This is a genomic window from Pseudonocardia halophobica, from assembly GCF_050948485.1.
GTDB classification, from domain to species: domain Bacteria; phylum Actinomycetota; class Actinomycetes; order Mycobacteriales; family Pseudonocardiaceae; genus Pseudonocardia; species Pseudonocardia halophobica.
In genome coordinates this window covers 1,874,890-1,901,192 of the sequence record NZ_CP192046.1, presented here as the reverse complement: position 1 = coordinate 1,901,192, position 26,303 = coordinate 1,874,890, and the positions used below count along the sequence as shown (strand labels likewise).

The window sequence follows — 26,303 nt, the reverse complement described above, 5'->3', positions numbered from 1 at the left end:
ACCGAGAGGCCGCCGTGACCACGACGCTCCACACCGACACCGGAGCCACCCGCCCCTCCGCGGGCGGCTCCGGCCCCCGGCCCACCGCCGTTGCTCCCCGGCGGCGGTGGCACCGCCCGGCGTACGTGCTGCTGCTGGTCGGCACCGCGGTGCTGTACCTGCAGAACATCGCGATCTCGGGCTGGGGGAACTCCTTCTACGCCGCGGCCGTGCAGGCCGGGACGCAGAGCTGGACCGCCCTGTTCTTCGGCTCCCTGGACAGCGGCAACGCGATCACGGTGGACAAGCCGCCGGCGTCGCTCTGGATCATGGCGCTCTCCGGGCGGATCTTCGGGTTCTCCTCGTGGAGCATGCTGGTGCCGCAGGCGCTGATGGCGGTCGCGTCGGTCGCGTTGCTGTACGCGGCGGTGAAACGGGGCGCCGGCCGCGGCGCCGGGCTGCTCGCCGGGCTGGTCCTGGCGCTCACGCCCGTGGCGGTGACGATGTTCCGCTTCAACAACCCCGACGCGTTCCTCGTCCTGCTGCTGGTCGTCGCGGCGTACTGCACGGTCCGGGCGCTGGAGAAGGCGTCGTGGAAGTGGCTGCTGCTCACCGGGCTCGTCCTGGGCTTCGCGTTCCTGGCGAAGATGCTGCAGGCATTCCTGGTGGTGCCCGGCTTCGCGGTGGCGTACCTGTGGGCGGCCCCGACGACCGTCGGCAGGCGGATCCGCGACGTCCTGGTGGCCGGCGTGGGCATCGTCGTCGGCGCGGGCTGGTGGCTGGTCGCGGTGGCGCTGTGGCCGGTCGACGCGCGGCCGTACATCGGCGGCTCCACGAACAACACCCCGCTCGAGCTGGCGTTCGGCTACAACGGCCTCGGCCGGATCTTCGGCGGCGAGGGCAACGGCGGGGGCGGAGGCGACGGCCGCGGGTTCGAGGCGGGCGCCGGCGGGTTCCCCGGGGGCGCCGAGGCGGCAGGCGGCGTCCCCGGGGCACCCGGCGGTGGTGGTCCCGGTGGCGGCATGTTCGGCGGCGAGGCGGGCCTCGGCCGGCTCTTCGGCACGTCGTTCGGTACGCAGATCTCCTGGCTGCTCCCCGCGGCGCTGATCCTGCTCATCGCGGCGCTGTGGTTCACCCGGCGCGCGCCCCGGACCGATCGGATGCGCGGCTCGCTGCTCGTGTGGGGCGGCTGGACCGTCGTGACCGGGCTGGTGTTCAGCTTCATGAGCGGCACCATCCACCCCTACTACTCGGTGGCGCTGGCCCCGGGCATCGCGGCGCTGGTCGCCCTCGGTGGGCGGGAGGCCTGGTCGGCCCGCGACACCTGGACCGGGCGGGCGATCCTGGCTCTGACCGCGGCGGTCACCGCGGTGTGGGCGTTCGTGATGCTGGGCTGGTCGCCGACCTTCCTGCCATGGCTGCGGTGGGTGGTCCTGGTCGTCGGGCTGCTCGCGGCGGCGGCCTTTCTGATCCCGGCCGGGCGTCGGCGCTGGGGGGTCGCGGTGGCGGGTGCGGCCGTGCTCGCCGGCATCGCCGCTCCGACCGCGTCCGCGGCGGTGACCGCGGGTACCGCGCACACCGGGTCCATCCCGACCGCGGGTCCCGCGGTGGAGGGCGCCGAGGGCATCGGCGGGATGCGGGGCGCGGGCGCACGTTTCGGCGACCGCACGGACGGGCGGTCGGTGGAGGGCACGCAGGGAGCCGTTCCGGACGGCACGCAGGGCGGAGTGCCGGGTAGTGCCGCGGGCGGCGCGTCGCCCGGGGTCGCCGCGGGCCCGGGCGCATTCGGCAGCGGTTTCAGTGGCGGGGGCCCGGATGAGGAGTCGGTCGACGCCGAACTCGTCACGCTGCTGCGGAACGCCGGCACCCGCTGGGCCGCGGCGACCACCGGTTCCCAGAGCGCGGCGTCGATGGAGCTGGCCTCGGGCGCGTCGGTGATGGCGATGGGCGGCTTCATCGGCTCCGACCCCTACCCCACGCTCCAGCAGTTCCAGCAGTACGTGGCCAACGGCGAGATCCGCTACTTCGTCACCGGCGGCATGGGCGGCGGCCCCGGCGGGCGCGGCGGCGCGACCTCGGAGATCACCACCTGGGTCGAGCAGCACTACACCGCGACGCCCGTCGGCGGCCGCACCGTCTACGACCTCGCGGCCCCGACGAGCTGAGCTGCGGCTTCGCCGCCCGTGCGCGGTGGGTGGTGCCGGTGCACTACTCACCGCGCACGGCGACCCGGCGGCGGGCACGGTTGAATGGCGCCGTGAGCGACCGCCGGACCCCCTCCCTCACCGACACCCTCGGCCCGGCCGCCGCCGGCCTGCGGCACGCGGCCACCACCACCCTCGGCACCGGGCGCGCGCTGGTCGCGCTGGCCCGCTCCGGCGTCGTCCGGCCGATGCGGCCGGACCGGCTGGCCGGGGCGCTCGCCGGGCTGGTCCGGTACCGGTTCACCGTCGCCGGCGGCTACGCGGTCGGCGCCGCCCGGCACCCCGACCGGCCCGCGATCGTCGACGACTCCGGCACGCTCACCTACGCCGAGGTCCACACCCGCACGGACGGGCTCGCGCGGGCGTTCAAGGACCGCGGCGCGGCCGAACGCACCCGGGTCGGCGTGCTGTGCCGCAACCACCACGGCGCGATCGAGGCGATGGTGGCGTGCGCGAAGCTGGGCGCGGACGTCGTGCTGCTCAACACCGGCCTGCCCGCCGGCCAGCTCGCGGAGATCGCCGAGGAGCTCAGGCTGCGGATCGTCGTGGTCGACGACGAGTTCCGCGGCCGGCTCCCCGACGGCCTCACCGTGATCGGCGAGGGCGAGCTCGACGGGCTCGCCGAGACCCCCGGCCCGCCGCCCGGGCGTCCCGCCGAGGAGGGCCGGGTGATCGTGCTGACCTCCGGCACCACCGGCACTCCCAAGGGCGCACAGCGCCCGCCGATCTCGAACCTCGCGCCGGCTGCGTCGATCCTCTCGGTCATCCCGTTGCGGGCGGGCGAGCCGACGCTGCTCGCCGCGCCGCTCTTCCACACCTGGGGCAACGCGGGACTGCTGCTCACGCTGCTGCACGGCGGCACGGTCGTGCTGCGCCGGCAGTTGGACCCCGAGGACCTCCTGAACACCGTGGCGGCCGAGAAGATCGAGGTCGTCATCGCCGTGCCCGTCATGGTGCAGCGGGTCCACGAGACCGGGCAGGCGTGGCGCGACGGGCACCGGCCCCGGATCGTCGCGGTCTCGGGCTCCGCGCTGCCGACCGGGCTCGCCCAGGACTTCATGGATCGCTACGGCGACTGCCTCTACAACCTCTACGGCTCCACCGAGGTCTCGTGGGTGAGCATCGCCTCGCCGCGCGACCTGCGGGAGGCGCCGGGCACCGCGGGCCGCGCGCCCGTCGGGACGGTCCTGCGGATCCTCGACGACGACGGCCGCGGGGTCCCGCCGAACACCGACGGCCGCGTCTTCGTCGGCAACGACCTGCCCTTCGAGGGCTACACGCGCGAGGGCCAGGACATCGAGCGGCAGGACGGGCTGATCGGCACCGGGGACGTCGGGCACCTCGACGACGCGGGCCGGCTCTTCCTCACCGGCCGGGGCGACGACATGATCGTCTCGGGCGGGGAGAACGTCCACCCCGGACCGGTCGAGGACCTCATCGCGGCCGACGACGCGGTGCGCGAGGTCGCCGTCGTCGCGGTGCCGGACGAGAAGTTCGGTCAGCGGCTCGCCGCCTACGTCGTGCTGCGCGAGGGCGCCACCCTGGACGAGGACGGCGTGCGCGCACTGGTCAAGGAGAAGGCCGCCCGGTTCGCCGTCCCCCGGGACGTGGTCTTCCTCGACGAGCTCCCGCGCAACCAGACCGGCAAGGTGGTCACCAGAGAGTTACCGGGTGTGGACTGAGCGCATCATCCGAGGTCACCCGTGCGATTTAGGGTGACCTAAGGTAGGGTCCCGGAATGGCCGGGAAGACCGACGCGCGCTGCTCCGCACTCGCGCGTGCGCTCGCCGAGCCCCTCCCCGGCACCGCCCCCGTGGGCGACCGGCTCGTGTGCGTCGAGCACCTCGGCGCGTGGCCGCGGACCGTCGACAAGCACCCCGATCCCGCCGTCGCCGGGCTTGCCGAGCGGGCCCGCGCAGCCGGCCGGCGACTGCTGCTGATCAGGCGGCCCGGGCGCCGTCCGCCGTCGGACTCACCGCGCACCGTGCTGCTCGCCGACACCGGCCCCGGGGCGGTCCGCGTCGGACGGCTGGTGGTCGAGGGACCGTCGGAGCTCGCCTCGATCCCCCTCGACGACGCCCGCGCAGGCGAACCCGTCACCCGGCCGTTGATGCTCGTCTGCACGCACGGCACCCGGGACCTGTGCTGCGCGGTCGACGGGCTCGCGCTCGCCCGCGGGCTCGCCGAGACCGAGACGGACGGGATCTGGGAGTGCTCGCACCTCGGCGGGCACCGCTTCGCCCCGACCGCGCTCGTGCTGCCCACCGGCTACCTCTACGGCCGCCTCGACCTCGCCGCCGCCATCGAGGCACGCAAGGCCGCCGGGCAGGGCGAGGTGGAGCACGGGCACTGCCGCGGCCGGGCCGCCTGGGAGCCGGCCGGGCAGGTCGCCGAGCTCGCCGTGCGCGCGCAGACCGGGCTGCGGGACATCGACGCCCTCCTCGTCGCCCGCATCGACGGCCCCGACGTGCTGGTCACCGGCCCGGACGGCGCCGCCTGGGCCGTGCGGGTCGAACCGGTCCCCGGCCCCGAACGCCCGACCTCCTGCGGCGGCACCCTCGAACGCATGGCCCCCCTCGTCGCCACCGAGATCCGGGAGCTCGCCCCGGTGCGGTGAGGTGGGGCGGCGGCACACAGCTCCGACGTCGGATCCGGCCGTCTCCAGGCCGATCGGGTGTGCGAGCGCGGTCGTGCAATGCCGAGCGCCTGCGCCGACACCGCCTACCGTCTTCCCCGTGATCGCTCCCGTCCCCGTGCCACCCGAGGAGCCCGTCGAGCGGGCGCGCCGACTGGCCGTCGAGCTGCTTGAGCCGCACGCTGCGGCGGCCGACGATCCCGCACGCGGGGTGCGCCGAGATCACATCCGGGCGCTCGCGGAGGCGGGTCTGCTCAGTGTGCGGATCCCGGAGGACGAGGGCGGGCTCGGCGCCCGCGCGGTCGCGGACGTCGAGGTCACGGAGGTCCTCGCCGGGGCGTGTGCGGCGACCTGGTTCGTGGTCAATCAGCACCGCACCCCGCAGATGCTCGCGCGCGGCGGGGTGGCCGGCCTCGACCCGGCGCACTTCACCCCCGGAGAGGCAGGCCCGGAGCACCGCGCGGCCCTGTCGACGGCACACGAGCAGGCGGGGCTCGCGATCGCACACCTGCGCCGCCCCGGTCCGCCCGCCGTCCGCGCGGAGCCCGACGGCGCGGGGTGGCGGCTGCAGGGGCGCGCCGACTGGTGCACCGGCTGGGGTCTGATCGACCACGTGATGATCGCCGCCACCGTGCCCGGCGACCGGTACCTGTTCACGCTGCTCCCGGCCCGCGAGTCGCCGGGACTGGAAGCCGGCGAGTCGCTGCCGCTGGCGGTCATGGGCGGCACCCGGACCGTCGCACTGGAGATCGACGGGCTCGCCGTCGGCCCCGACGCCGTCCTCGGTCTCGCCGACGGCCCGGCCTACCGCGAGCTCGACGCCGCCCGCACAGCGAACCCCACGGCCGCGACCACCGGGCTGCTGCGCCGCGTCCTGGCGCGCTCGCCGCGCTCGACCGGCCCGGGGCGGCGGAGCTCGCGGCGACGCTCTCCGACCGGGCCGAGGAACTGCGCGCCGAGGCCCTCGCCCTCCTCCTCGAGGTACCGCTGCGGGAACGGATCCCGGAACGGCTGGCCCTGCGCGGCGAGCTGGGCGCGCTGACCGTCCGCGCCGCGAACGCCCTGGTCGCGGCCCGTTCGGGCGCGGCGATGCTGCTCGACAGCCCGGAGCAGCGGTGGGCGCGGGAGGCGAGCTTCCACCTCGTCAGGCGCAGACCGCGCCGGTGCGCGCGGCCCAACTCACCGCCCTCGGTCGACTACCGGACCGTGCGAGGTAGCGCTCGAACACGGCAGTAGACCCGGGCCGCCCGGAACCGTCCGAGGTAGCGACCGCCGCCCCGCCCTCGGCCCACCCCTCAGAGGTAGCGCTCGAGCACGGCGGCGAGGCCGTCCTCCTCGACCGTGCCGGTGACCTCGTCGGCGTCGGCCTTCACCTCGGGCGGGGCCTGGCCCATCGCCACGCCGAGCCCGGCCCAGCGGAGCATGGCGCGGTCGTTGTCGCCGTCGCCCACCGCGAGGACGTCCGCCTGCGCCACCCCGAGCACCTGCGCGACCTCGGCCAGCGCCGACGCCTTGGACACCCCTTCCGGCACCATCGACACCCACGGCAGCTCGTGGTCCAGGGTCACCTCGGCGCCGGGGACCTCGACGCCCTCCATCCGCTCGGCGACGTCCGCGGGCGTGCCGTGCGGCCAGTACGCGACGACCTTCGGCGTCGGCTCCCCGAGGAGCTCGGCCTCGTCGACGACCCGGACCCGGCCGGCCAGGATGCCGCCGGGGAAGGGCGCGCCGACCCGCTGCCCGCGGCCGACCTCCTCGCACCCGAACACCGCCCCGGGCAGGGCCTCGCGGACCGCCGCGACGACGGGACCCGGCTCGAACCGGATCGCGTACCGCACCTCCCGCGAGCCCGTGTCGAGCACGACGGCGCCGTTTGAGCAGACGGTCGTGTGCTCGAAGTCGGCGTACCGGTCGGCACGGGGGCGGGCGCCCAGTTCGAGCTGGTCGAGCACGTGCCCGACACCGAGCACGGTCCGCCCCGTGCACAGGGTGACGACGGCGTGCCGCCCGATCTCCCGGACGGCGGCGAGGACCCGGGGGCTGGGCGGATTCTTCGCGTGGACCGTGGTGCCGTCGATGTCGAGGGCGATCAGTCGCGGCTGCCATCCCGGGGGGAGCACAGCCCGACCCTACGGTGCGGGTCGCCCGGCCGAGGGCGCGGCGGCTGCTTCCGGAGGGTCCCGCGACACGGACCGGGACGTTTCGGCAGCATGAACCCATGCAGACCGGGTCCACCGTGCCGACCGCGCTCCCGCTCCGCCCGCCCGCCCACCGGGTGGACCCGCGCGCGCGGAGCTGGTGGCGGCTGCGCGGGCTCGGCGGCACCGGGATCGTCGCGCTCCCCCAGCTGGTGGTGGCGCTGGTCCTCGGCGGGCCGGGCTGGCTGTGGGGGACCCTCGCGGCGACGGTGGTCGCCGGGCTGGTCTACGCCGCCGTCGTCCCCGGGATCCTTTTCCGCATCCACCGCTGGGAGGTCACGGACGAGGCGGTCTACACGCTCTCCGGCTGGCTGGTCCGCGAGTGGCGGATCGCGCCGATCTCGCGCGTGCAGACCGTCGACACCGAGCACGGGCCGCTGCAGCAGCTGCTCGGGCTGGCCAGCGTGACCGTGACGACGGCGTCGGCGCGCGGGCCCGTCACCATCCGCGGCCTGGCCACGACGCACGCCCAGGAGCTCGCCCGCCAGCTCACCGAGACCACCCAGGCCACACCCGGCGACGCGACATGACGGTCTCGGCCGAGCAGGTCGACCCGGCCGTCGACTCCGGGGTCCCGTGGCGGCGGCTCGACGCGCGGATGGTGGTGGTCGAGCCGGTCCGGACCCTGTTCAAGCTCGTCCCGGTGCTGATCGTCGTGCTGATCACCGGGAGCAACGGCGACCCCGTCCGGCCGTGGATCACGCTCGGCATCGGCGTGCTGGTGGTCCTCGCCGGTGTGGTCCGCTGGCGCACGACCCGGTACCGGATCACGGCCGAACGGGTCGAGCTGCACAGCGGTTGGCTCCGCCGACAGCGGCGTTCGGTGCCCCGCGACCGGATCCGCACCGTCGACCTCACCGCCTCGCCCCTGCACCGCGCCTTCCGGCTCAGCGTGGTGGCGGTGCGAGCGGCCGACTCGGGCGGGGAGCACCGGAACGGCGGCCTCACGCTCGACGCCGTCAGCACGGCCGAGGCCGAGACCCTGCGGCGGGAGCTGCTGGACCGGCGGCCGGCGGAGCCCCGGCCCGTTTCGCAGCCGGTCGAGCCGGACGCCGACGTGCTGGCCCGGCTCCACTGGGCCTGGCTGCGGTTCGCCCCGCTCACCTTCTCCTCGCTGGCCGGCGTCGGCGCGATCGCGGCGGCCGCGTTCAACGTGCTCAACGAGCTGGGCGTCAGCCCCACGGAGGTCGACGGCGTCGACGACGCCGCCGAGCGGCTCGCGGCGGCCCCGCTCTGGCTGGCCGTCGGGCTGGTGGGTCTGGCGTTGCTGGTGATCGCCGTGGTCGGGTCGGTGGTGCTGTTCACCGAGCGCTGGTGGGGCTACCGGCTGACCCGCGAGGCCGACGGCACCCTGCGCGTGCGGCGCGGGCTGCTCACCACCCGGTCGCTGTCGGTCGCGGAGGAGCGGCTGCGCGGCGTGGGCGTGCACGAGCCGTTGCTGCTGCGCGCCGGCGGCGGGGCCCAGACGCGCGCCCTGTCCACCGGGCTCGGGCGTGAGGCGCAGGGCGGGGTGCTGCAACCGCCCGCGCCGCGGGCCGAGGCGCACCGGGTCGCCGGGGCGGCCCTGCGCCGGACCGGGACGGAGATCGACCCGACGCTCACCCCGCTCGTCCCGCACCCGGCGGCCGCGCGGCGACGCCGGTACACCCGCGCCCTCGTGCCGGTGCTGGTGCTCGTCGCGGCGGCGGTCGTCGTCGGGCGGGTGTGGCCCGGGCTGGGCTGGATCTGGCCGGGCACGGCGGTGCTCGTGCCGCTCGCGGCGCTGCTGGCCGCCGACCGGTACCGGGCGCTCGGCCACGCGCTCACCCCGCAGTACCTGGTCAGCCGGCTCGGGGGCCTGTCCCGCCGGACGGTCGCGTTGCAACGGTCCGGCGTGATCGGCTGGACGGTCCGGCAGAGCCCCTTCCAGCGCCGCGCCGGCCTGGTGACGCTGCAGGCCGTGACGGCAGCGGGCGAGGGCGGCTACCGCATCCTCGACGTGGACGCCGCCGACGCCGTCGCGCTGGCCGACGCGACCACCCCGGGGCTGCTCCGCCGGTTGCTCGGCTAGAGCAACCGTTCCGCCGCCTCCTCCGCGGGAACCCACTCCAGCAGGTCTCCGGGCTGGCAGTCGAGCACCCGGCACATGGCGTCCAGGGTGCTGAACCGGACCGCCTTGGCCCGCCCGTTCTTCAGGACCGCGACGTTGGCCGGCGTGAGCCCGACCTTCTCGGCGAACTCCCCGACGCTCATCTTGCGCCGGGCCAGCTCGACGTCGATCCGCACGACGATCGGCATCAGATGACCGCCTCCATGTCGGTGCGCAGGGCCGTGGCCTGCCGCAGCAGCGCCCGCATCACCACCATCAGCAGCCCCAGCACGGCGACGCCGACGACCATGAGGAACAGCACCATCGGCACCCCCGGGTCGTCCGCCCGGAACCCGACGTAGAGGAACACCCCGACCAGCACCACCCACGCCGCGGCGATCGCCCACACGATGGCGTCGACCCACCTCAGCGAGGCCGGGTCGAAGATGCGGTCCTTCTTCACGCGGGAGAGCAGCATCCAGGTCGCGACGACCACGACCTGGACGCACAGCACCCAGAACACGGCAAGGGCGGTCAACGGCCAGCGGAGGTACGCGTCCTCCGGGGACTCCTTCGCCATGTGCGCGAACTGCCCGGGCAGCGACATGGTCTGGAACACGACCAGCACCGCGAACAACACGACGAGGAACACCCGGAGCGGCGCGACCGCTCGATGCTCGGCAATCATGAGCCGAGTATCGAGCGGTATCTATCGAAAGTCAATCGGTCCTAGGTTCAACGGTCCTAACGGCGCCGCGTGCCGAACAGCCCGCGCGTGATCTCCCGGCCCAGCTGCGTGGCCATCGACCGCATGAAGGACTTGGCGGCGGGCGAGTTGAGGATCTGCGTGACCATCCCCGGCTCCTCCCGCTCCTCGCGGCGCCGCTCCGGCTCGGGAGCGGGGGCGGCCTCCGGCGCGGGCGGCGGGGCCGCCTCGGCGATCTTCGCCGTGAGCTTCTCGTAGGCCGACTCGCGGTCGATCGTCACGCCGTACTTGCCGTAGAGCGGCGAGGCCTTGGCCGCCTCGGTCACGGCCTGCCCGCCGATCGCGGCCATCAGCGACCGCGGGGCCCGCATCCGCGACCAGGCCACCGGCGTGGGCGCGCCCCGCTCGGACAGCACCGTGACGACCGCCTCGCCGGTGCCCAGCGTGGTGAGCGCCTCCTCCAGGTCGTAGACCTTCGACGTGGGGTAGGTCTTGACCGTCTTCGCCAGCGCCTTCTGGTCCTCCGGGGTGAAGGCGCGCAGGGCGTGCTGGACGCGCGCACCGAGCTGGGACAGCACGGCGTTGGGCACGTCCGTGGGCAGCTGCGTGCAGAAGAAGACGCCCACGCCCTTCGACCGGATCAGCTTCACGGTCTGCTCGATGCGCTCGAGGAATGCCTTCGAGGCGTCGGTGAACAGCAGGTGTGCCTCGTCGAAGAAGAACACCAGCTTGGGCTTGTCGAGGTCGCCCGCCTCGGGCAGGTCCTCGTAGAGCTCGGCGAGCAGCCACATCAGGAACGTGGAGAAGAGCTTCGGGTTCGCCGCCTGGTCGGCGAGCTCGACCAGCGTGACGACGCCCTTGCCGTCGACCTGGCGGAGCAGGTCGGCCGGCTCGAACTCGGGCTCGCCGAAGAAGTCCTCGCCGCCCTGGGCCTCGAGGTTCACCAGCGCCCGGAGGATGACGCCGGCCGTGGCGGCCGAGACGCCGCCGATCCCCTTGAGGTCGGCCTTGCCCTCGTCGCTCGTGAGGTGCTGGATGACAGCACGGAGGTCCTTGGTGTCGAGCAGCGGGAGGCTGCGCTGGTCGGCCCAGTGGAAGATCAGCCCGAGCGTGGACTCCTGGGTGTCGTTGAGGTCGAGGACCTTCGACAGCAGGATCGGCCCGAACTGGGTGATCGTGGCCCGGATCGGGACCGCGGAGGACTCCCCACCCAGGGAGAGGAACTCGACGGGGAACCCGGTGCCCACCCAGTCGTCCCCGGTGTCCTTCGCCCGCGACCGGATCTTCGGCCCGTCCTCCCCCGGGCGCGCGAGCCCGGAGAGGTCGCCCTTGACGTCCGCCAGCAGGACGGGGACCCCGGCGGCGGAGAGCTGCTCGGCCAGGCCCTGCAGGGTCTTGGTCTTGCCGGTGCCCGTGGCGCCCGCGACCAGCCCGTGCCGGTTGAGCGTGGCGAACGGGATCCGGACCCGCGCCGACGGGTCCACCTGCCCGTCGACCACGACCGCGCCCAGCTCGAGGGCGGCACCCTCGGTGGCGTAGCCGGCGGCGATCTCCTGGGCGGCGCTCTGCGTGTTCTCCCCCACGTCGGCGGAGCCTAGACCAGCGGTACGACAACCGGCGGGCCAGCGCATACGCTGCGGGCCATGAACGACCGGTTGGTGTGGATCGACTGTGAGATGACCGGTCTCGACCTGCGCCGCGACGCGCTCATCGAGATCGCCGTGCTGGTCACGGACGGGGACCTGAACGTGCTCGGCGAGGGCGTGGACCTCGTGATCCACGCCGACGACGACGCGCTGGCCGGGATGCCCGAGGTCGTCCGCGAGATGCACGCGCGGTCCGGGCTGACCGAGGAGGTCCGGGCGTCGACGATCACGGTGCGGGAGGCCGAGGAGGCCGTGCTCGCCTACATCCGCGAGCACGTGCCCGATCCCGGCACGGCGCCACTGGCCGGCAACTCCATCGCCACCGACCGCGGCTACCTCGCCCGGGACATGCCGGAGCTCGACGCCCACCTGCACTACCGGATGATCGACGTCAGCTCGGTCAAGGAGCTGGCCCGCCGCTGGTTCCCGCGGGTCTTCTACGCCAAGCCGGAGAAGGGCCTCGCCCACCGCGCGCTCGCGGACATCAAGGAGTCGATCCGCGAGCTCGAGTACTACCGCCGGACCCTGTTCGTGCAGCCCCCGGGCCCGACCTCCGACGAGGCGAGGGCCGCCGCGGCCGCCCTGGCACCCCCGCGGTGACGGCGCTCGACACGACCTTGTAGAGTTCACGTCAGAACGCCGGGGCGGCCCGGATGTTCGATGGTGGGTGTAGCTCAGCTGGTAGAGCACCTGGTTGTGGTCCAGGAAGTCGCGGGTTCAAGTCCCGTCACTCACCCGGGGTCGCGGACCCCCTCGCACGGCCCGGGGAACGCCTCTGATAGCGTTTCGCCTGTCGCGCAAGGGACACCGCAGCACCAAGCAGGACAACTGAACACATGCGCCGCTAGCTCAATCGGCAGAGCAGCTGACTCTTAATCAGCGGGTTGGGGGTTCGATTCCCTCGCGGCGCACACCCTGAAGGCGGCTCCCACCGGGAGCCGCCTTCGTCGTTTCCCCGTCACGTATCCGGCGCCCCTCCGCGAGCCTCTGTGGCGTAGGTCACGTCAGACCGAGTCGAGGAGGCGATCATGGACGGTCGACGGTTGCTGCGAGGGATGGGGCTCGCGGCTGCGGCCTGCACGGCCGCGGCGGTCCTCTCCGGATGCGGAGGCGGAACCGCCCAGGCGGGGAGCGACGGCACCTTCTTCGGCCCCTCCCAGCCGCTCGGGAACGAGACCGCCAAGACCTACGCGGTGCTCGACGGGAGCGGGAACCCCACCGAGATCGGGCTGCGGCTCAGCCCCGGCGCCCTCGACGGGCTGCCGACGACCACCACGCCGGCGGGCACGCTGATGCTCGACCTGCCGGACCAGGCGTCCGCCACCGCGTTCGACCACGTCATGCTGAACTGGAACCCGCAGGGGCACGACCCGGTCCCCCTGTTCGGCAAGCCGCACTTCGACTTCCACTTCGACATGGTCGACATGGCGACCATCGAGGGCATCCAGCCGACGGACCCGAACTACGCCGCTGCGGCGGACCGCCTGCCGGATGCGCGGTACGTGCCGCAGGGGTACGCCGTGCCGCCGGGCGGGACCGCCGCCCAGCAGGCCGTGCCCGGCATGGGCGTGCACCTGGTCGACTCCACCGACAGCAGCCTGGTGCCCGGCTCCTACGACTTCACCCAGATCATCATCAACGGGACCTGGGACGGCCGGTACACGTTCGTCGAGCCGATGGTCACGCGCGACTGGCTGCTGACGAAGCCGACCCTGGAGCAGCCGCTCAAGCTGCCCGAGGCCTACCAGAAGAACGGCTACTACCCGACCGACTACGTCGTCCGGGTCGACGACCAGAGCGGCGACTACGTCGTCGCCCTGACCGGGATGACGATGCGCCGGGCCTCGTGACCGCAGGTTGACGGCGGCGACTCCCCCGGGAAGCCGCCGTCGTCGCGCGGGGTGCGTTCGTCCCGGGCGAGGAGCGGGCACCGCCCGGGTCTCGCCGGAGGACCAGGAGCGACGGGGTGGGCGCGAGGAGCAGGGCTCGGATGCTGGTCACCGGGGGGACGGGTGGCCGGCCGTTGCGAACGCCGAGGAGCAGGGCGCTGGAGGCGGAGGCCGAGAGCCTGGAACGCCGTCTCGAGCGGCGCCTGGACACCCTGGACGGACGGTTGGCCCGCATCGAGGAGCGCCTCGCCACGCTCGGGGAGGACGACCGGAGCGGACGGTGACCGTCAGTGCGCCGCGTGCCCCGCCTGCCCGTGCCGCACCTGGTGGCGGAGCTCGCGGAAGCGGTGCGTCTCGTACGCGACGAGGCCGCAGAGGATCACGGCCAGGACGAGCAGCGCGACGACGGCCGGGACCAGCGCGACCAGCGGCGTGATCGCCAGCAGCACCACGCCGACGACGATCCGCTCGACGTTGAGGGTGCCGATCAGGTAGCGCTTGAACCACACGTGCGCGAAGAGGTAGATCGCGGCGCCGCCGTAGAGCGCGGCGAGCGGGATGCCGTAGAGCGGGTCGCTCAGCGCGTGCCCCTCGCCGCCGCCGATGTAGAGCAGGGCCTTCTTGAGCCCGAGCGACATCAGGATGATCCCGATGATCATGGGCAGGTGCAGGAACGTGTAGCCGTTACGGGCCATCCTGATCTGCCGCTCGCCGGTCGCCTCGGCGAGGGCGTGCTCGGTGAGGATGGAGGTCACGTCGAAGTAGGCCCACCACATCGCACCCGCGATCGCGAGCCCGAGCACGCTGCCGGCGATGATCGGCCACGAGACCGGCAGCGCGGCCACGCCGATGCCGATGGACACGATCGACTCGCCGAGCGCCACGATGATGATCAGCCCGTGGCGCTCGGCGAAGTGGCTCGCCGAGTTCAGCCGCCAGGAGGCGCCGGCCAGGGCCGTGCCCACGTAGTCGCCGAGCAGGGCGCCCGCCCACAGCGCGGTCTGCACCCAGCCCTCGGTCTGGGACGCGAGGAGCAGCAGCACCGTGCCCAGCACCACGGACGGGATCCAGCGCACGATCTGGCCGCGCAGCTGCGGGTCGTCGCGGCTGCAGATCCAGAACATGCCGAGGTGCACGATCCGCACGACGAAGTACGCCACCGCGAAGACCACGGGGCCGGACAGGCCCCCGGGCAGGTCGTCGAACGCCTCGGGGATGGTGATCGAGGCGATGAAGACCCCGGCCATCGCGACGAGCATGCCGACCCGGATCAGGCCCTCGTCGGCCTTGGCGACGTTGCCCAGCCACGAGTAACCGACCCACGACCACCACATGACGACGAGGATCAGCATGCCGCGGAGCACGACCTCGGCCGTCGGGTCGTCGGCCATCCAGTCCGTGACGCGGGTGAGCGCGAAGACGAACACGAGGTCGAAGAAGAGCTCCAGGGTGGTGACGGCCGCGCCCTCGCCGACCGCCTCGACCCTCGTCCGCCGGGGGGTGACCATGGCGGGCATCGTGCCAGGCCGCGGACACACCCGACAGCCACCTCAGTTCTCTCGATTACCGAGACGATTGACGGTAGAGAGAGTAGTGTCGGACAGCGTGAGCGCGCCCGACATCGCGGCCCTCAACGCCGCCATGACGACCCGCATCCTCGAGCAGCCGGCCCAGCCGGCGGTGGAAGGCGGCTATGCGCTGCGCGTGCTGCGCAGCACCGGCCGCCGCTCCGGCCGCGTCCGGGAGACCCCGCTCGGCGTCGTGTGCCTGGACGGGCGGTCCTACCTGGTCTCCCCCGACCCGGCCCGGGCCTGGGTCCGCAACCTCGACGCCGACCCGGCCGCCGGGATCGCCTCGGCCGACGGCACCGAGGCCGTCACCGCCCGGCGCGCGCCCGCCGCGGAGGCCGCACCCGTGGTGTCGGCGTACCTGCGGGCCATGACGGTGCCATGGGCGCTGCAGGCCTTCCCCGTCCCGGCCGACGCCTCGCTCGAGGAGATCACCGCCCACCTCGACACGATCGCCGTGTTCCGGCTGGATCCCCGGTGACCCCCGTCCGCGTGGTCGGCGGCGGGCCCGGCGGGATGCTGCTGGCCTACCTGCTCGCCCGGGCCGGCGTGCCGGTGACGCTGCTGGAGGCCCACCGCGACTTCGACCGCCGCTTCCGCGGCGACTCGCTGCACCCGTGGACCCTCGAGCTGCTCGACGAGCTGGGGCTGGCCGACGAGCTGCTCCGGTTGCCCCACTTCCCCGCCCGGTACTTCCGCTTCCACACCCCCGCCGGCACGCTCACCCCGGCCGACTACGGCGCGCTCGACAGCCGCTTCCCGTACGTCGCGCTCATGCCGCAGGCCCGCTTCCTCGACTTCCTCGCCGCGAAGGCCGCCGAGCTGCCGGCGTTCGAGCTGCGGACCTCGGCCCGGGTGTCCGGGCTGGTCGAGGAGCACGGCGTGGTGACGGGTGTGCGCGTCGGCGACGAGGAGCTCCCGGCGAGCCTGGTCGTCGGCGCCGACGGCCGGTTCTCGAAGGTGCGGGCGCTGGCCGGGCTGCCGGCCCGCTCGCTGGGCGCGCAGACGGACATCCTCTGGTTCTCCCTGCCCCGGCGCCCGGACGACCCGCCCGAGGCCGACGTCGACCTCTACTTCGGGGCGGACCACTACGTCGGGCTGCTCGGCGGGCCGGAGGACTGGCAGGTCGGCTGGTCGCTGCCGAAGGGCGGGTTCGCGGCGGCGCGGGAGGCGGGCGTCGAGCCGATCCGCTCCTTCCTCCGCACGCACGTGCCCTGGCTGGCCGACCGCGCGGACCTGCTCACCGACCTGCGGCAGACGACGCTGCTGTCGGTCGACATTGCGCGCGTGGACCGCTGGTGGCGGCCCGGCCTGCTGCTGATCGGCGACGCCGCGCACGTCATCTCCCCGGTCGGCGGCAACGGGATCCTCATGGCCCTGCAGGACGCCGTCGCCGCGGCGAACCGGCTGGTGCCTGCCCTGCGCGCGGGCGGGGTCCACGAGACCGACCTGATCGCGGTGCAGGCCGACCGGGAGGCCGCGATCCGCACGGTGCAGGCGCAGCAGGTCCGCACCGAGCAGCGGGTGGTGAAGGCACGGCAGCGGGACCGCGCGATCGCCCCGCCCCCGGCGCTGCGCTGGGTCTTCGCGCTGCCCGGCGTGCGCGCCCGGGCCGCGCGCGGCAACGCCTACGGGCCGAACCCGCCTGCCCTGGAGCCGGGCGTCCTGGCGGTCCGACCGACACCGTGACCCGGCTCCGATCGGCGGCGGCTACCGTCGCCGTCCGTGGGTGAGGCGAGCAGCAGCGTCGCGACGGGAGCCGGGGTCCTGGCCACCGTCGTCCGGTCCGGGGTGGTCGAGTCGGTGCACCTAGGGCACCTGGCGACGGTCGGCGGCCCGCAGGTCGGCCGGCCCGGCACCGTCTTCCTCCCGCGCTCGTCCCTCAAGCCGGTGCAGGCCGCGGCGATGCTGCGAGCCGGCCTGGACCTCGACGACGAGCTGCTCGCGCTCGCGGCCGCCAGCCACGCCGGCCTGCCGATGCACCGCGAGGGCGCGGCCCGGATCCTCGCCGGCGCGGGGCTCGGCACCACCTCGCTGCAGAACACCCCGGACCTCCCGCTCGACCCCGACGCCGCCGCGGCCTGGCGCGCGTCCGGCTCGCCACCGGAGCCGGTCGCCCAGAACTGCTCCGGCAAGCACGCCGCCATGCTCGCGACGTGCGTGGCCGCGGGCTGGGACACGGCCTCGTACCTCGACCCCGCGCACCCGCTGCAGCAGGTGATCCGCCGGCACGTCGAGGCGCTGACCGCCGACGAGGTGCGCCATGTGGCCGTCGACGGCTGCGGCGCACCGCTCTTCTCCTGCACCGTCGCGGGCCTGGCCCGTGCCTTCTCGACGATCGCCACGGCGGAGCCGGGCAGCCCGGAGGGCCGGGTCGCCGCGGCGATCCGGGCGTACCCGGAGTGGCTCGGCGGCCCCGCCCGCCCGGTGACCCGCATCCTGCGGGCCGTGCCCGGGCTCGTCGCGAAGGACGGGGCGGAGGGGGTGTTCGCCGCGGCGCTACCCGACGGGCGGGCGCTGGCCCTGACCGTGCTCGACGGCGCCGCGCGGCCCGTTCCCGCTGTGGTCGCCGCCGCGCTGCGCGCCCTGGGGGTGCGCTCCGCGGAGCTCGCCGCCGCCGGCCACGTGCCGGTCCTCGGTCACGGGGCCGAGGTGGGGGCCGTGGAACCGGCCGTGCCCTCGGCCGTCGACACCGGCGCCGCCTGATCCGGCAGCTCGACCTCGTCGAGCATCCGGTGGGTGCGCCGCCGCACCACCAGGGCGACGGCGAGGCCGGCGACGACCGCGACGCCGAGCCCGACCCAGGAGAACCGGGACAGCCACTTCTCGGCGACGATCCCCAGGTAGTAGACGGCCGCGGTGGTCCCGCCGGCCCACACGATCGCGCCGCCGACGTTCGCGGCCAGGAACCGCGGGTAGTGCATCCGCAGCGCCCCGGCGAGCGGGCCGGCGAAGATCCGCAGCAGCGCCACGAACCGGCCGAAGAACACCGCCCACGTCCCCCAGCTGCCGAAGATCCGCTCCGCGAGGGCGACGTGCCGCGGCCCGAAGTGCTTCGGGAAGCGGCGGCCGAGCCGGTCGAACAGCGGGAGGCCGAAGCGTCGGCCGATCAGGTAGCCGATCGAGTCCCCGACGACGGCGCCGACGATCGCGGCGACGCCGACCGCGACCGGGTCGACCGCGACCTCGTGGTGCGAGGCCAGCAGCGCCGCGCTGACCAGCACGATCTCGCCCGGCAACGGGATGCCGAGGCTCTCCACACCCACCACGAGCCCGACGATCAGGTACACCGCCAGCGGCGGGATCGCCAGCAGGATGTGGTCCACGGTCATGGTCACCAGGGTGCCCGACGCCCCGGCCGGGCGGAGCGGGGCCACCCACCGCTCCGCCCGGGTGCAGGCCCCACCTCCGCCGTGGGCTGCCGTGTTCCTCCCGTTCCGTCGGGTTCGGCGCGCCCGGTCCGACCGGCCCGGATAGGTTCACCGGCGTGCGCTCCCTCACCGCCCTCCCCCTCCGGACCGGCGCCGCGCTACTGCTCGCGGGCACCCTGGCCGTCACCACGGCCTGCGCCGGCCCCGCCCCTGCACCCACGGCGGCCACCCCGGCCGGTACCCCGTCCGCCACCCCGCAGAGCGCGCCCGCCGACGGCGCGCCGCGGGTGCTCGCGACGGGCCTCGAGGTGCCGTGGGGCATCGCCTTCCTCCCGGACGGCTCCGCGCTGGTCACCGAACGGATCCCGGCGACGATCTCGCGGGTCGCCCCGGACGGCGCGGTGACCCGGCTGGGCACCGTCGACGGCGTGACGCCCACCGGCGAGGGCGGGCTGCTCGGCGTGGCGCTCTCCCCCGACTACGCGACCGACCGCGGCGTCTACGTCATGTTCACGACGGCGGACGACAACCGGGTCGTCCGGTTGACGGCCAACCCGGACGGCACGATCGACGGGTCGCGGCAGCAGGAGATCCTCACCGGGATCCCCAAGGGCGGCAACCACGACGGCGGCCAGATCAAGTTCGGGCCGGACGGCTTCCTGTACGTCGCGACCGGGGAGGCGGGCCGCGGCGAGCCGGCCCAGGACCGCGACGACCTCGGCGGGAAGATCCTGCGGCTCACGAAGGACGGTCGGCCCGCGCCCGGCAACCCGTTCGGCACCGCGGTCTACAGCCTCGGCCACCGCAACCCGCAGGGCCTGGCCTGGGACCCGGCCGGGCGGCTGTACTCCGCGGAGTTCGGGCAGAGCACGTGGGACGAGATCAACCTGATCACCCCGGGCGGCAACTACGGCTGGCCCGAGGTGGAGGGCCGCGAGGGCCGGGACGGCTTCGTCGACCCGCTGGCCCAGCAGGGCACGGACGACGCCTCGTGGAGCGGACTGGCCTACGCGGACGGGGCGCTCTACGCGGGCGCGCTGCGCGGTGAGCGGCTCTTCCGCTACCCGGTGGACCCGGACGGGTCGCTGGGCGAGCCGCAGGTGCTGTTCGAGGGCACGTACGGCCGGATCCGCGCCGTCGCGGTCAGCCCGGACGGGAAGTCGCTGTGGTTCACCAGCAGCAACCGCGACGGCCGCGGCGACCCCGGGGCCGACGACGACCGCATCCTCGTGCTTCCGCTGGCGTGATCCGGTAGACCGGAGACCGTGCAGGCGAGCGAGCGGTCGGTTCAGGAGTCGGGTGGCCAGGCGCCGGAGGCGGTCACCGGCGCGGGTCGGGTCCGGGGCGTCGAGAAGGACGGGGTGGCCCGCTTCCTGGGCGTGCCCTACGCCGCGCCGCCGGTCGGCCCGCTCCGGTTCACCGCGCCCGCACCGGTGCCGGCGTGGGAGGGCGTGCGGGACTGCACCGCCCCCGGCCCGAACGCCCCGCAGCCGCCGCGCACCTTCGGCCCCCTGGACCTCTCCCCCGTCATCGGGCAGGGCTGGCGGCCGGGCGACGACCACCTGACCGTCGACGTCTGGACGCCGGACCCCGGCGGCTCCGGGCTGCCCGTGATGGTGTTCGTGCACGGCGGTGCGTTCGTGGCCGGCGAGCCCGGCGCCCCGGTCTACGACGGGACCGCGCTGGCCCGCGCCGGCGTCGTGCTGGTGTCGGTGACCTACCGGCTGGGGATCGAGGGCTTCCTCCCGCTCGCCGGCGGGGCCACCAACATCGGGTTGCGCGACCAGCTCGCCGCGCTGGCGTGGGTGCAGGAGAACGCGGCCGCGTTCGGCGGCGACCCCGGGAACGTCACGGTGTTCGGCGAGTCCGCGGGGGCGATGAGCGTGGGCTGCCTGCTCGGCTCGCCGCTCGCGGCCGGGCTGTTCCGCCGCGCGATCGTGCAGAGCGGCGGGGCGGAGATGGTGCACAGCGAGGGGCCGCTGCGCGGGTTCGCCGCACGGGTCGCCGCCGAGCTCGGCGTGGAGCCCTCCGCCGAGGCCTTCCGGGAGCGGCCGCTCGCCGAGACCCTGGCCGCGCAGGACCGCATGTCGGACCCGCTGAAGCGCGGCGACCTGCGCGAACCCGACGGTGTCGATCCCGGCTTCGGGCTCGGCGGCTTCTGTCCGGTGGTGGGCGACGACGTCCTGCCGCGCTCCCCGCTCGCGGCCGTCGCCGAGGGCTCCGCGGCAGGCGTCGACCTGATCACCGGGTTCAACGCCGAGGAGATGAACCTCTACCTCGTCCCCACCGGCCTGCTCGGCGCCCTGACCGACGCCCAGACCCTCGCCGGGCTCGGCGCGGTGCACCCGCGCGCCGCGGAGCTGCTGGCCGCGCGCACCGAGGCCACGCCCGGCGAGCGGTACGCCGCCCTGCTCACCGACCTCGTGTTCCGCGGCCCGGCGCTGCGCCTCGCCCTGGCGCACGCCGGGACCGGGTCCGGCTCCACGCACGTCTACGAGTTCGCCTGGCGCTCCCCCGCCTTCGGCGGCGGCCTCGGCGCCTGCCACGCCCTCGAGCTGCCGTTCGTGTTCGGCACGCCCGAGCACGCGACGGGGCCGGACGCGCTGGCGGGCGAGGACCCGCCCCGCGCGCTGACGGACGAGATGGTCGCCGGGTGGACCGGCTTCGCGCGGACCGGCGACCCGGGCTGGCCGGCGTTCACGGCCGAGGGCCGCGCGCTGCGGCGCTTCGACACCCGGTCGGTCGACGCCGCCGCGGACCCGGTCACCGCCGCCTGATCCCGGCGCGGCTACCGTCGCCGCATGAGCGCCCGCGTCGGCAGGTACGTCCGGATGATCGCGACCCCCGGCGAGGGGACCGCGCTGGCCGAGGGGATGCTGCGGGTCGCCGAGGGCATGCGTTCCGCACCGGGGTGCGAGCTGTACATCGTCAACCGCACCCCGGACGAGGAGGACGCCGTCTGGGTCACCGAGGTGTGGTCGGACGAGGCGGCCTCGGAGGCCGCGCTCGAGCGCGACCTCGGCGAGGCCGGCCTGGGCGCGGTGCTGCCGCTGCTCGCGGCCCCGCCGGAGTACATCGAGCTCACCCCGGTGGGCGGGCCCGGCCTCGGCTGACCCGGGTCAGCCGAGCGTCGCGTGCAGCACCGCCGGGAGGCGGTGCAGGCGCGCGACCAGCAGCTCGGCCTCCTCGGCCGTGAGCGGCAGACGCACCCCGAGGGCGCCCGTGTCGTCGTCGGCGAGGTCGGCGGTGAGCCCGCGGACCGGGTAGCCGCGGCCGCGCAGCAGGGTCACGACGCGCTGGACGCCGTCGAGGCCGCCGGTCACGGCGACGGTGACGGACACGTGGTCCGACATCTCCGGGACGTCCGGGGCGGCGGGGGCAGGGAGCAGGGCGGCGGTCATCGGATCTCCTTCGGAAGACGGGGATCCGGGCCAGGTCCCGGGCGGGCGCACGTGAAGGGCGCGCCGGCGACCTGGCTCAGCCGGCGCGCCGGGTAATGATCTCCCGCGGGGAGGTCAACGCGTGGCGCACGCCACCATCCTAGCGGTCCCGCTCCTGCTCCGACGCGGAGACCGCGCCCGGAGCCTTCTTGCTGGCCCGCAGCGAGCCCGCGTGGGCCTTCTGATCCGGGTCGTTGCGCGTCTTGATCAGGCTCGCGACCGTGACGATCGCCAGGATGCCGATGATCACGCCGAGGCTCAGCGTGGTCGGGATCTCCGGCACCGACGGGCTGATGTCGACGTGCAGCCAGTGCAGGATCAGCTTCACGCCGATGAAGGCGAGGATGATCGCGAGCCCGGTCGAGAGGTACACCAGCCGATCGAGCAGGCCCTTGACCAGGAAGAACAGCGCACGCAGGCCGAGCAGGGCGAAGGCGTTGGCCGCGAAGACGATGTAGGCCTCGCTGGTCACGCCGAACACGGCGGGGATGGAGTCGAGCGCGAACAGCAGGTCGATGCCGCCGATCGCGACCAGCACGATGAACAGCGGGGTGGCCAGGCGCTTGCCGTCGACCTTCGCGAACAGCCTGCCGCCGTGGTAGTCGTCGCTGACCGGGAAGAGCCGCCGCGCGCCCTTGACCACGGCGTTGTCCTCGACGTCCGGGTCCTCGTCGCGGTGCCGGAACAGCTGGACCGCGGTGTAGAGCAGCAGCAGGCCGAACACCAGGAACATGAACGAGAAGGCGTTGAGCAGCGTGGCGCCCACGGCGATGAAGATGCCGCGCATGATCAGCGCGAGCACGATCCCGAAGGTCAGAACCTTGTGCTGGTGTTCCTCGGGGACCGCGAACGTCGTCATGATGATCACGAAGACGAACAGGTTGTCGACCGAGAGGCTCTTCTCGACGATGTAGCCGCTGAAGTACTCGATGCCGAACTGGCTGCCTGCGTAGTTCCAGAAGATCACGCCGAACAGCACGGCGACGGCGATGTAGAAGACCGACCAGAGCACGGCCTCGCGGAACCCGACCCGATGGGGTTTCAGCGCCGCCACGATCAGGTCCAGCGCGAGCAGCAGGACGACCGCCCCGATCGTCACGCCCCACGCCAGCCCGGTGACCTCGAGCACCCGTCCTCCTCGGTCGATGTCCGTTTCGCACCCTTCGGGAGAAGGCTACCGATACCCGGGCATTCGCGCCCCGATCCGGGCGGAAGCGACAACCATCACGTCCTCCGGCCGGCCGGTCAACGGGTGCGCTCGACGCGGCAGGTGCCGGAGACGATGTCGGTGCCCGGCGGCAGCGCACCGCGCTTCTGCGCCCAGCCGCTGTCGCCGTCGTGCTCGTGGCTCTCCCGGAGCCACTGTCCCGCACCCGCGTCCGCCTCCACCACGAAGAGGTCGCGGACCGACCCGATCGGGGAGTCGAAGGCGAGCTCGAACGAGGCCGGGCCGGAGTCGGTCCGCACGGGCGCCTTGGCGAAGAACGGCATGCCCTCGGTGAACAGCCGCAACATGAGCCAGTAGGTGTGGTCCGGGTCGGCGGGCTTCACGATCTCCAGGTCGGCGCGGATCCGGATCGGGATGCCGGGCCGGCCGTCGTCGGAGGCGACGGAGAGGAACCGGACGTCGCCGCCCTCGCCGCCGACGTCGCAGTTCACCCCGCTCGGGCCGGCCGGCTCGACGGTCTCCACCGCGCCGGGCAGCGCCGGCGGCGACACCGCCACGGCCTGCGGTTCGGGGGTCCCGCGGCCGAGGAGCAGGCCGAACGCCGTACCGGCGCCGAACAGGGCGAGCCCGGCGAGCGCGAGCGCCACGAACTGGGAGCGGCGGGCGGGGGCCGAGGTGCCGGTGGCGCCGCCGTCCGCGGGATCGGCGGCGCGGTCGGCGCTCTCCTCCGGCTCCTCCCCGGCCGCCCACGCGTCTCGGGCCGCCGTCCACCGCGCCTCGTACGGCTCCGGGTCCACGCCGTGCACGACCAGGAAGGCCTTCACCGAGGGCCATCGCGGCAGGGCGCTGCGGCCGTCGGGCGTGCGGCGCGGGCCGAGCATCCGGGAGCAGGTGGCGGACGAGACCGTGACCAGGCCGGGACGGTCGGCGCGGGCGCGCACGATCGCCTCCTCGACCTGGCGCAGCCGGTCGAAGGGCCCCTCGGTGTAGATCGTGCGCAGGTCCGTGACGACCTCGCGGACCGGCCCGGGCAGGTCCTCCTGCAGGGGGTCCAACCCCTTCTGCGGCATCGCCGACGCCTCCTCCTCGGCCGCTGTCGCGCGCTGATCGGCACTGATCGGCTCGGTGCGACGTTGCCGTTGGTTACACCTGTCCGCAGCACGACCACGGAACGCGACGGGTTCCCGGAGCATCGGCCGATCGACGACACTGCTCGGAACGACCGGCAGGAGGTGATCACGGGGTGGGTCGACCCGCGCGCCCGGCGGGGCGTCTGGCGCTGCGCCTCGACGCTCCCGTCGGCACCGCCGTCCAGGTCGGCACCGTGGCCGTCCCCCTGGCCGGAAGCCCTGTCCCGGGCGCTGTCCCGGGTGCCCTCCCGCCGCGGCCGTACGGCTTCGTCGGGCGCCGCCGCGAGCTCGCGGAGATCACCCGGGCCGTCCGCGGGCCCGTGCGCGCGGTGCTGCTGACCGGCCGACCGGGCGCGGGCACCACGGCGCTGGCCGTCGAGGCCGCGCACCGCCTCGCCCCGCTCTTCCCCGACGGCGTCCTCGCCGACGACCTGCGCGACCGCCTCCCGGGCCCGGCCGCGCCCGCGGGCCGGCTGCTCGCCGGGCTGGGGCTGCCCGTGCCCGCCCGGGCCGCCGACGCCCGGGCCGCGCTGCGGGCCGCCCTGGCCGAGCGGCGCGTCCTGCTCCTGCTCGACGACGTCGTCGACGCCGGTGTGGTCGCCGGGCTCCTGCCCGCGCGGTCCGGCTCGTTCGCCCTGCTCACCGCGACCTCCCCGCTCGCGCTGCCCGAGGATGCCGCGGTCCGCGTCGAGGTCGGCGACCTCGAGCCCGACGACGCCCGCACCCTCCTCGGCGACCCCGGCCCCGGCGTCGACGAGCTCGTCGCGGTCTGCGACGGGCTGCCGCTCGCGCTGCGGATCGCCGCCGCGCGACTGGCCGCCGAGCCGGACCTCACGCCCGACCGGCTCGCCGCCGCGCTGCGCGACCGGCACCGCACGCTCGCCGGCCTGCAGATCGGGGACCGGACGCTGCGCGCGTCGTTCGCCGCGGCCTACGCGCACCTCGGGCCGACCGAGCGCCGGGTGCTGCGCACGCTCGGGGCGATGCCGCTCGCCGACGTCACACCCGCGACGGCCGCAGCGCTGGCCGGGGTGGACGCCGAGTACGTCGCGCCGGCGCTGGACGTGCTGGCCGCGGCCCACCTCGTCGATCGGCGGCCGGGCACCCCTCCGCGGTACGCGCTGCGCGGCCCCACCCGGAGGTTCGCGGAGGAGGCATTGCGCGACACCGGCGGCGAGCGCATGGCCACGGCCGGCCGGGAGCGGGTCGCCCACACCTACCTCCGCGCGCTCGACCTGGCCCGCCCCACCCCCGGCCGCGCCGCGGACCACGGCTGGTTCGCCGCCGAGTGGGACAACCTCGTCGTGGTGGCCGAGGACCTCGAGCGGTACGACCGGACCGGTCTCGACCAGGTCGCCGACGTCCTCGCGGACCGCCGCGCGCTCCGGGCGCCGTGGGCGCACTGGTATCGCGTCCAGACGGCGGCGCTGCGCTGCGCGGAGGCGGAGGGCCCGCCGGGGCGACGCGCGGAGCTGCAGGTGCGGGTCGCCGTCGCCCAGCACGGGCGCGGCCGTCCGGACCTCGCGCTCGGCACCCTCGACGGCGCGGAGCAGCGCTTCCTCGCCGCCGGCGACCCGGTCGGGGCGGCCGGGGCGGTGCGGGCGCGGGCCGAGGTGCACCGCGAGATCGGCGACCCGGGCCGCGCCGGGCGGCTCTACCTGCGGGTGATCGAGCTGCTGCGCACCCACCGGGGCGCCGAGGCCGTGGAGACCACGGCGTGGGCCCTGCACGGGCTCGGGACGGTCGCGTGCGCGCGGGGTCGCACGGACCGCGCGCTGCACTGCGAGGCGGGGGCGCTCGAACGGTTCCGGGTGCTCGACCACGGGCCGGGGCAGGCCGCCGTGTGGCAGGGACTCGGCGACGCGCGGCGCGCCGCCGGCGACGCCGACGGTGCGGTCGAGGCCTACCGCCGCAGCTGCGCGCTGTTCGCGGAGCAGGACGGGCCGCAGCCGGTGGCCCCGCGGCAGGGACTGGGCGAGGCGCTGGACGCTGCGGGCCGGACGGTCGCGGCGACCGTCGAGCTGGGGGCGGCGCTGCGGGCCGCCGTGGCCGCGGGCGACCGGACGGCCGAGGCGAAGGCGCGCCGCTGGCTCGCCGTCCTGGGTCACCAGGAGTCGAACGGGTGCTCCGTCGGCAGTGCGGCGCCGTCGTGGCCGAGCAGCGCGAGCACGTCCTCGTCCACCCCGAACCCGGTCGGGCCCGACACCGTCCCCTCCTCGGGTTCCGGTTCAGCGCTCACCGCGGGTCCTTCCCGTCGCCGGTCGTCGGGCACCGATGATCGCCGGGATGCCGCCCGCTGAT

General features: G+C 74.9%; 25 protein-coding genes and 2 tRNA genes. 18 read left to right on the top strand and 9 right to left on the bottom strand.

The window, feature by feature from the left end; translation table 11 throughout:
• Positions 1-14 precede the first annotated feature (14 nt).
• The 4 genes from ACQP04_RS09170 to ACQP04_RS09155 all read left to right on the top strand — a co-directional run bounded on the left by ACQP04_RS09170 (position 15) and on the right by ACQP04_RS09155 (position 5,860).
• Positions 15-2,144, top strand: a complete 2,130-nt coding sequence (locus ACQP04_RS09170) for an ArnT family glycosyltransferase (RefSeq protein ID WP_433506627.1) — start codon at positions 15-17, stop codon at positions 2,142-2,144.
• A 92-nt stretch (positions 2,145-2,236) separates the two neighbouring features.
• The gene (locus ACQP04_RS09165; RefSeq protein WP_433506626.1) at positions 2,237-3,865 is read left to right on the top strand and encodes an AMP-binding protein; all 1,629 of its coding nucleotides are present in this window, start codon (positions 2,237-2,239) and stop codon (positions 3,863-3,865) included.
• Between the two features lie 56 nt (positions 3,866-3,921).
• A complete protein-coding gene (locus ACQP04_RS09160; RefSeq protein WP_433506625.1) occupies positions 3,922-4,800 on the top strand; it encodes a sucrase ferredoxin in 879 nt (292 codons plus the stop codon).
• Positions 4,801-4,918: 118 nt separating this feature from the next.
• Entirely contained in the window at positions 4,919-5,860 is a 942-nt protein-coding gene (locus ACQP04_RS09155) for an acyl-CoA dehydrogenase family protein (RefSeq protein ID WP_433506624.1), read from the top strand.
• A gap of 253 nt (positions 5,861-6,113) precedes the next feature.
• On the opposite strand, the gene ACQP04_RS09150 is transcribed toward ACQP04_RS09155, so the two are convergent.
• On the bottom strand, positions 6,114-6,938 hold the full coding sequence (locus ACQP04_RS09150; RefSeq protein ID WP_433506623.1) for an HAD family hydrolase: 825 nt from the start codon (positions 6,936-6,938) through the stop codon (positions 6,114-6,116).
• Between the two features lie 98 nt (positions 6,939-7,036).
• Between ACQP04_RS09150 and ACQP04_RS09145 the strand changes: the two genes are divergently transcribed.
• Positions 7,037-7,546, top strand: a complete 510-nt coding sequence (locus tag ACQP04_RS09145) for a PH domain-containing protein (protein ID WP_433506622.1) — start codon at positions 7,037-7,039, stop codon at positions 7,544-7,546.
• Positions 7,543-9,066, top strand: coding sequence for a PH domain-containing protein (locus ACQP04_RS09140; RefSeq protein ID WP_433506621.1), 1,524 nt, complete (start codon positions 7,543-7,545; stop codon positions 9,064-9,066). The genes ACQP04_RS09145 and ACQP04_RS09140 overlap by 4 nt, the downstream gene beginning before the upstream one ends.
• On the opposite strand, the gene ACQP04_RS09135 is transcribed toward ACQP04_RS09140, so the two are convergent.
• The 3 genes from ACQP04_RS09135 to ACQP04_RS09125 are packed head-to-tail and all read right to left on the bottom strand — an operon-like array spanning position 9,063 to position 11,373.
• A complete protein-coding gene (locus ACQP04_RS09135; RefSeq protein ID WP_433506620.1) occupies positions 9,063-9,293 on the bottom strand; it encodes a helix-turn-helix domain-containing protein in 231 nt (76 codons plus the stop codon). The genes ACQP04_RS09140 and ACQP04_RS09135 overlap by 4 nt on opposite strands.
• Positions 9,293-9,772, bottom strand: coding sequence for a DUF2975 domain-containing protein (locus ACQP04_RS09130; protein ID WP_433506619.1), 480 nt, complete (start codon positions 9,770-9,772; stop codon positions 9,293-9,295). Before ACQP04_RS09130 ends, ACQP04_RS09135 begins: the two co-directional genes overlap by 1 nt.
• A gap of 56 nt (positions 9,773-9,828) precedes the next feature.
• The gene (locus ACQP04_RS09125) at positions 9,829-11,373 is read right to left on the bottom strand and encodes a helicase HerA-like domain-containing protein (protein ID WP_433506618.1); all 1,545 of its coding nucleotides are present in this window, start codon (positions 11,371-11,373) and stop codon (positions 9,829-9,831) included.
• 60 nt (positions 11,374-11,433) lie between these two features.
• Between ACQP04_RS09125 and orn the strand changes: the two genes are divergently transcribed.
• The 5 genes from orn to ACQP04_RS09100 all read left to right on the top strand — a co-directional run bounded on the left by orn (position 11,434) and on the right by ACQP04_RS09100 (position 13,609).
• Positions 11,434-12,036, top strand: coding sequence for an oligoribonuclease (orn, locus tag ACQP04_RS09120; protein ID WP_037045533.1), 603 nt, complete (start codon positions 11,434-11,436; stop codon positions 12,034-12,036).
• A gap of 63 nt (positions 12,037-12,099) precedes the next feature.
• Positions 12,100-12,172, top strand: a tRNA-His gene (locus tag ACQP04_RS09115).
• A gap of 102 nt (positions 12,173-12,274) precedes the next feature.
• Positions 12,275-12,347 (top strand) — tRNA-Lys (locus ACQP04_RS09110).
• A gap of 117 nt (positions 12,348-12,464) precedes the next feature.
• On the top strand, positions 12,465-13,286 hold the full coding sequence (locus ACQP04_RS09105; protein ID WP_433506617.1) for a DUF5602 domain-containing protein: 822 nt from the start codon (positions 12,465-12,467) through the stop codon (positions 13,284-13,286).
• 140 nt (positions 13,287-13,426) lie between these two features.
• Positions 13,427-13,609, top strand: coding sequence for a hypothetical protein (locus ACQP04_RS09100; protein WP_433506616.1), 183 nt, complete (start codon positions 13,427-13,429; stop codon positions 13,607-13,609).
• Positions 13,610-13,612: 3 nt separating this feature from the next.
• Here the strand turns inward: ACQP04_RS09100 and ACQP04_RS09095 are convergent, their stop codons facing one another.
• Positions 13,613-14,833 carry a low temperature requirement protein A gene (locus ACQP04_RS09095; RefSeq protein ID WP_433506615.1) on the bottom strand — a complete coding sequence of 407 codons (1,221 nt, stop codon included), beginning with the start codon at positions 14,831-14,833 and terminating at the stop codon, positions 13,613-13,615.
• A gap of 97 nt (positions 14,834-14,930) precedes the next feature.
• On the opposite strand from ACQP04_RS09095, the gene ACQP04_RS09090 reads away from it, so the two are divergent.
• The 3 genes from ACQP04_RS09090 to ACQP04_RS09080 are packed head-to-tail and all read left to right on the top strand — an operon-like array spanning position 14,931 to position 17,599.
• Positions 14,931-15,374: a nitroreductase family deazaflavin-dependent oxidoreductase gene (locus tag ACQP04_RS09090; protein WP_433506614.1), complete on the top strand. Its 444-nt coding sequence runs from the start codon at positions 14,931-14,933 to the stop codon at positions 15,372-15,374.
• Positions 15,371-16,582: an FAD-dependent oxidoreductase gene (locus tag ACQP04_RS09085; RefSeq protein WP_433506613.1), complete on the top strand. Its 1,212-nt coding sequence runs from the start codon at positions 15,371-15,373 to the stop codon at positions 16,580-16,582. Before ACQP04_RS09090 ends, ACQP04_RS09085 begins: the two co-directional genes overlap by 4 nt.
• Before the next feature lie 36 nt (positions 16,583-16,618).
• On the top strand, positions 16,619-17,599 hold the full coding sequence (locus ACQP04_RS09080; protein ID WP_433506612.1) for an asparaginase: 981 nt from the start codon (positions 16,619-16,621) through the stop codon (positions 17,597-17,599).
• On the opposite strand, the gene ACQP04_RS09075 is transcribed toward ACQP04_RS09080, so the two are convergent.
• The gene (locus ACQP04_RS09075) at positions 17,533-18,225 is read right to left on the bottom strand and encodes a DedA family protein (protein ID WP_433508334.1); all 693 of its coding nucleotides are present in this window, start codon (positions 18,223-18,225) and stop codon (positions 17,533-17,535) included. The genes ACQP04_RS09080 and ACQP04_RS09075 overlap by 67 nt on opposite strands.
• Positions 18,226-18,380: 155 nt before the next feature.
• On the opposite strand from ACQP04_RS09075, the gene ACQP04_RS09070 reads away from it, so the two are divergent.
• From ACQP04_RS09070 to ACQP04_RS09060, 3 genes are read left to right on the top strand one after another with little or no spacing between them, the layout of a single operon-like run.
• Positions 18,381-19,511 carry a PQQ-dependent sugar dehydrogenase gene (locus tag ACQP04_RS09070; protein WP_433506611.1) on the top strand — a complete coding sequence of 377 codons (1,131 nt, stop codon included), beginning with the start codon at positions 18,381-18,383 and terminating at the stop codon, positions 19,509-19,511.
• A gap of 18 nt (positions 19,512-19,529) precedes the next feature.
• Positions 19,530-21,041 (top strand): carboxylesterase/lipase family protein, encoded by a 1,512-nt coding sequence (locus ACQP04_RS09065; RefSeq protein WP_433506610.1) that lies wholly within the window; start codon positions 19,530-19,532, stop codon positions 21,039-21,041.
• A gap of 24 nt (positions 21,042-21,065) precedes the next feature.
• A complete protein-coding gene (locus tag ACQP04_RS09060) occupies positions 21,066-21,377 on the top strand; it encodes a putative quinol monooxygenase (RefSeq protein WP_433506609.1) in 312 nt (103 codons plus the stop codon).
• Positions 21,378-21,383: 6 nt separating this feature from the next.
• Here ACQP04_RS09060 and ACQP04_RS09055 read toward each other — a convergent pair whose 3' ends face one another.
• The 3 genes from ACQP04_RS09055 to ACQP04_RS09045 all read right to left on the bottom strand — a co-directional run bounded on the left by ACQP04_RS09055 (position 21,384) and on the right by ACQP04_RS09045 (position 23,942).
• Entirely contained in the window at positions 21,384-21,665 is a 282-nt protein-coding gene (locus tag ACQP04_RS09055; RefSeq protein ID WP_433506608.1) for a hypothetical protein, read from the bottom strand.
• 139 nt (positions 21,666-21,804) lie between these two features.
• The gene (locus ACQP04_RS09050; RefSeq protein WP_433506607.1) at positions 21,805-22,833 is read right to left on the bottom strand and encodes a TerC family protein; all 1,029 of its coding nucleotides are present in this window, start codon (positions 22,831-22,833) and stop codon (positions 21,805-21,807) included.
• Between the two features lie 116 nt (positions 22,834-22,949).
• Complete coding sequence (locus tag ACQP04_RS09045; protein WP_433506606.1) at positions 22,950-23,942, bottom strand: hypothetical protein; 993 nt, start codon at positions 23,940-23,942, stop codon at positions 22,950-22,952.
• 173 nt (positions 23,943-24,115) lie between these two features.
• Between ACQP04_RS09045 and ACQP04_RS09040 the strand changes: the two genes are divergently transcribed.
• On the top strand, positions 24,116-26,302 hold the full coding sequence (locus tag ACQP04_RS09040; RefSeq protein WP_433506605.1) for a tetratricopeptide repeat protein: 2,187 nt from the start codon (positions 24,116-24,118) through the stop codon (positions 26,300-26,302).
• Position 26,303 lies beyond the last annotated feature (1 nt).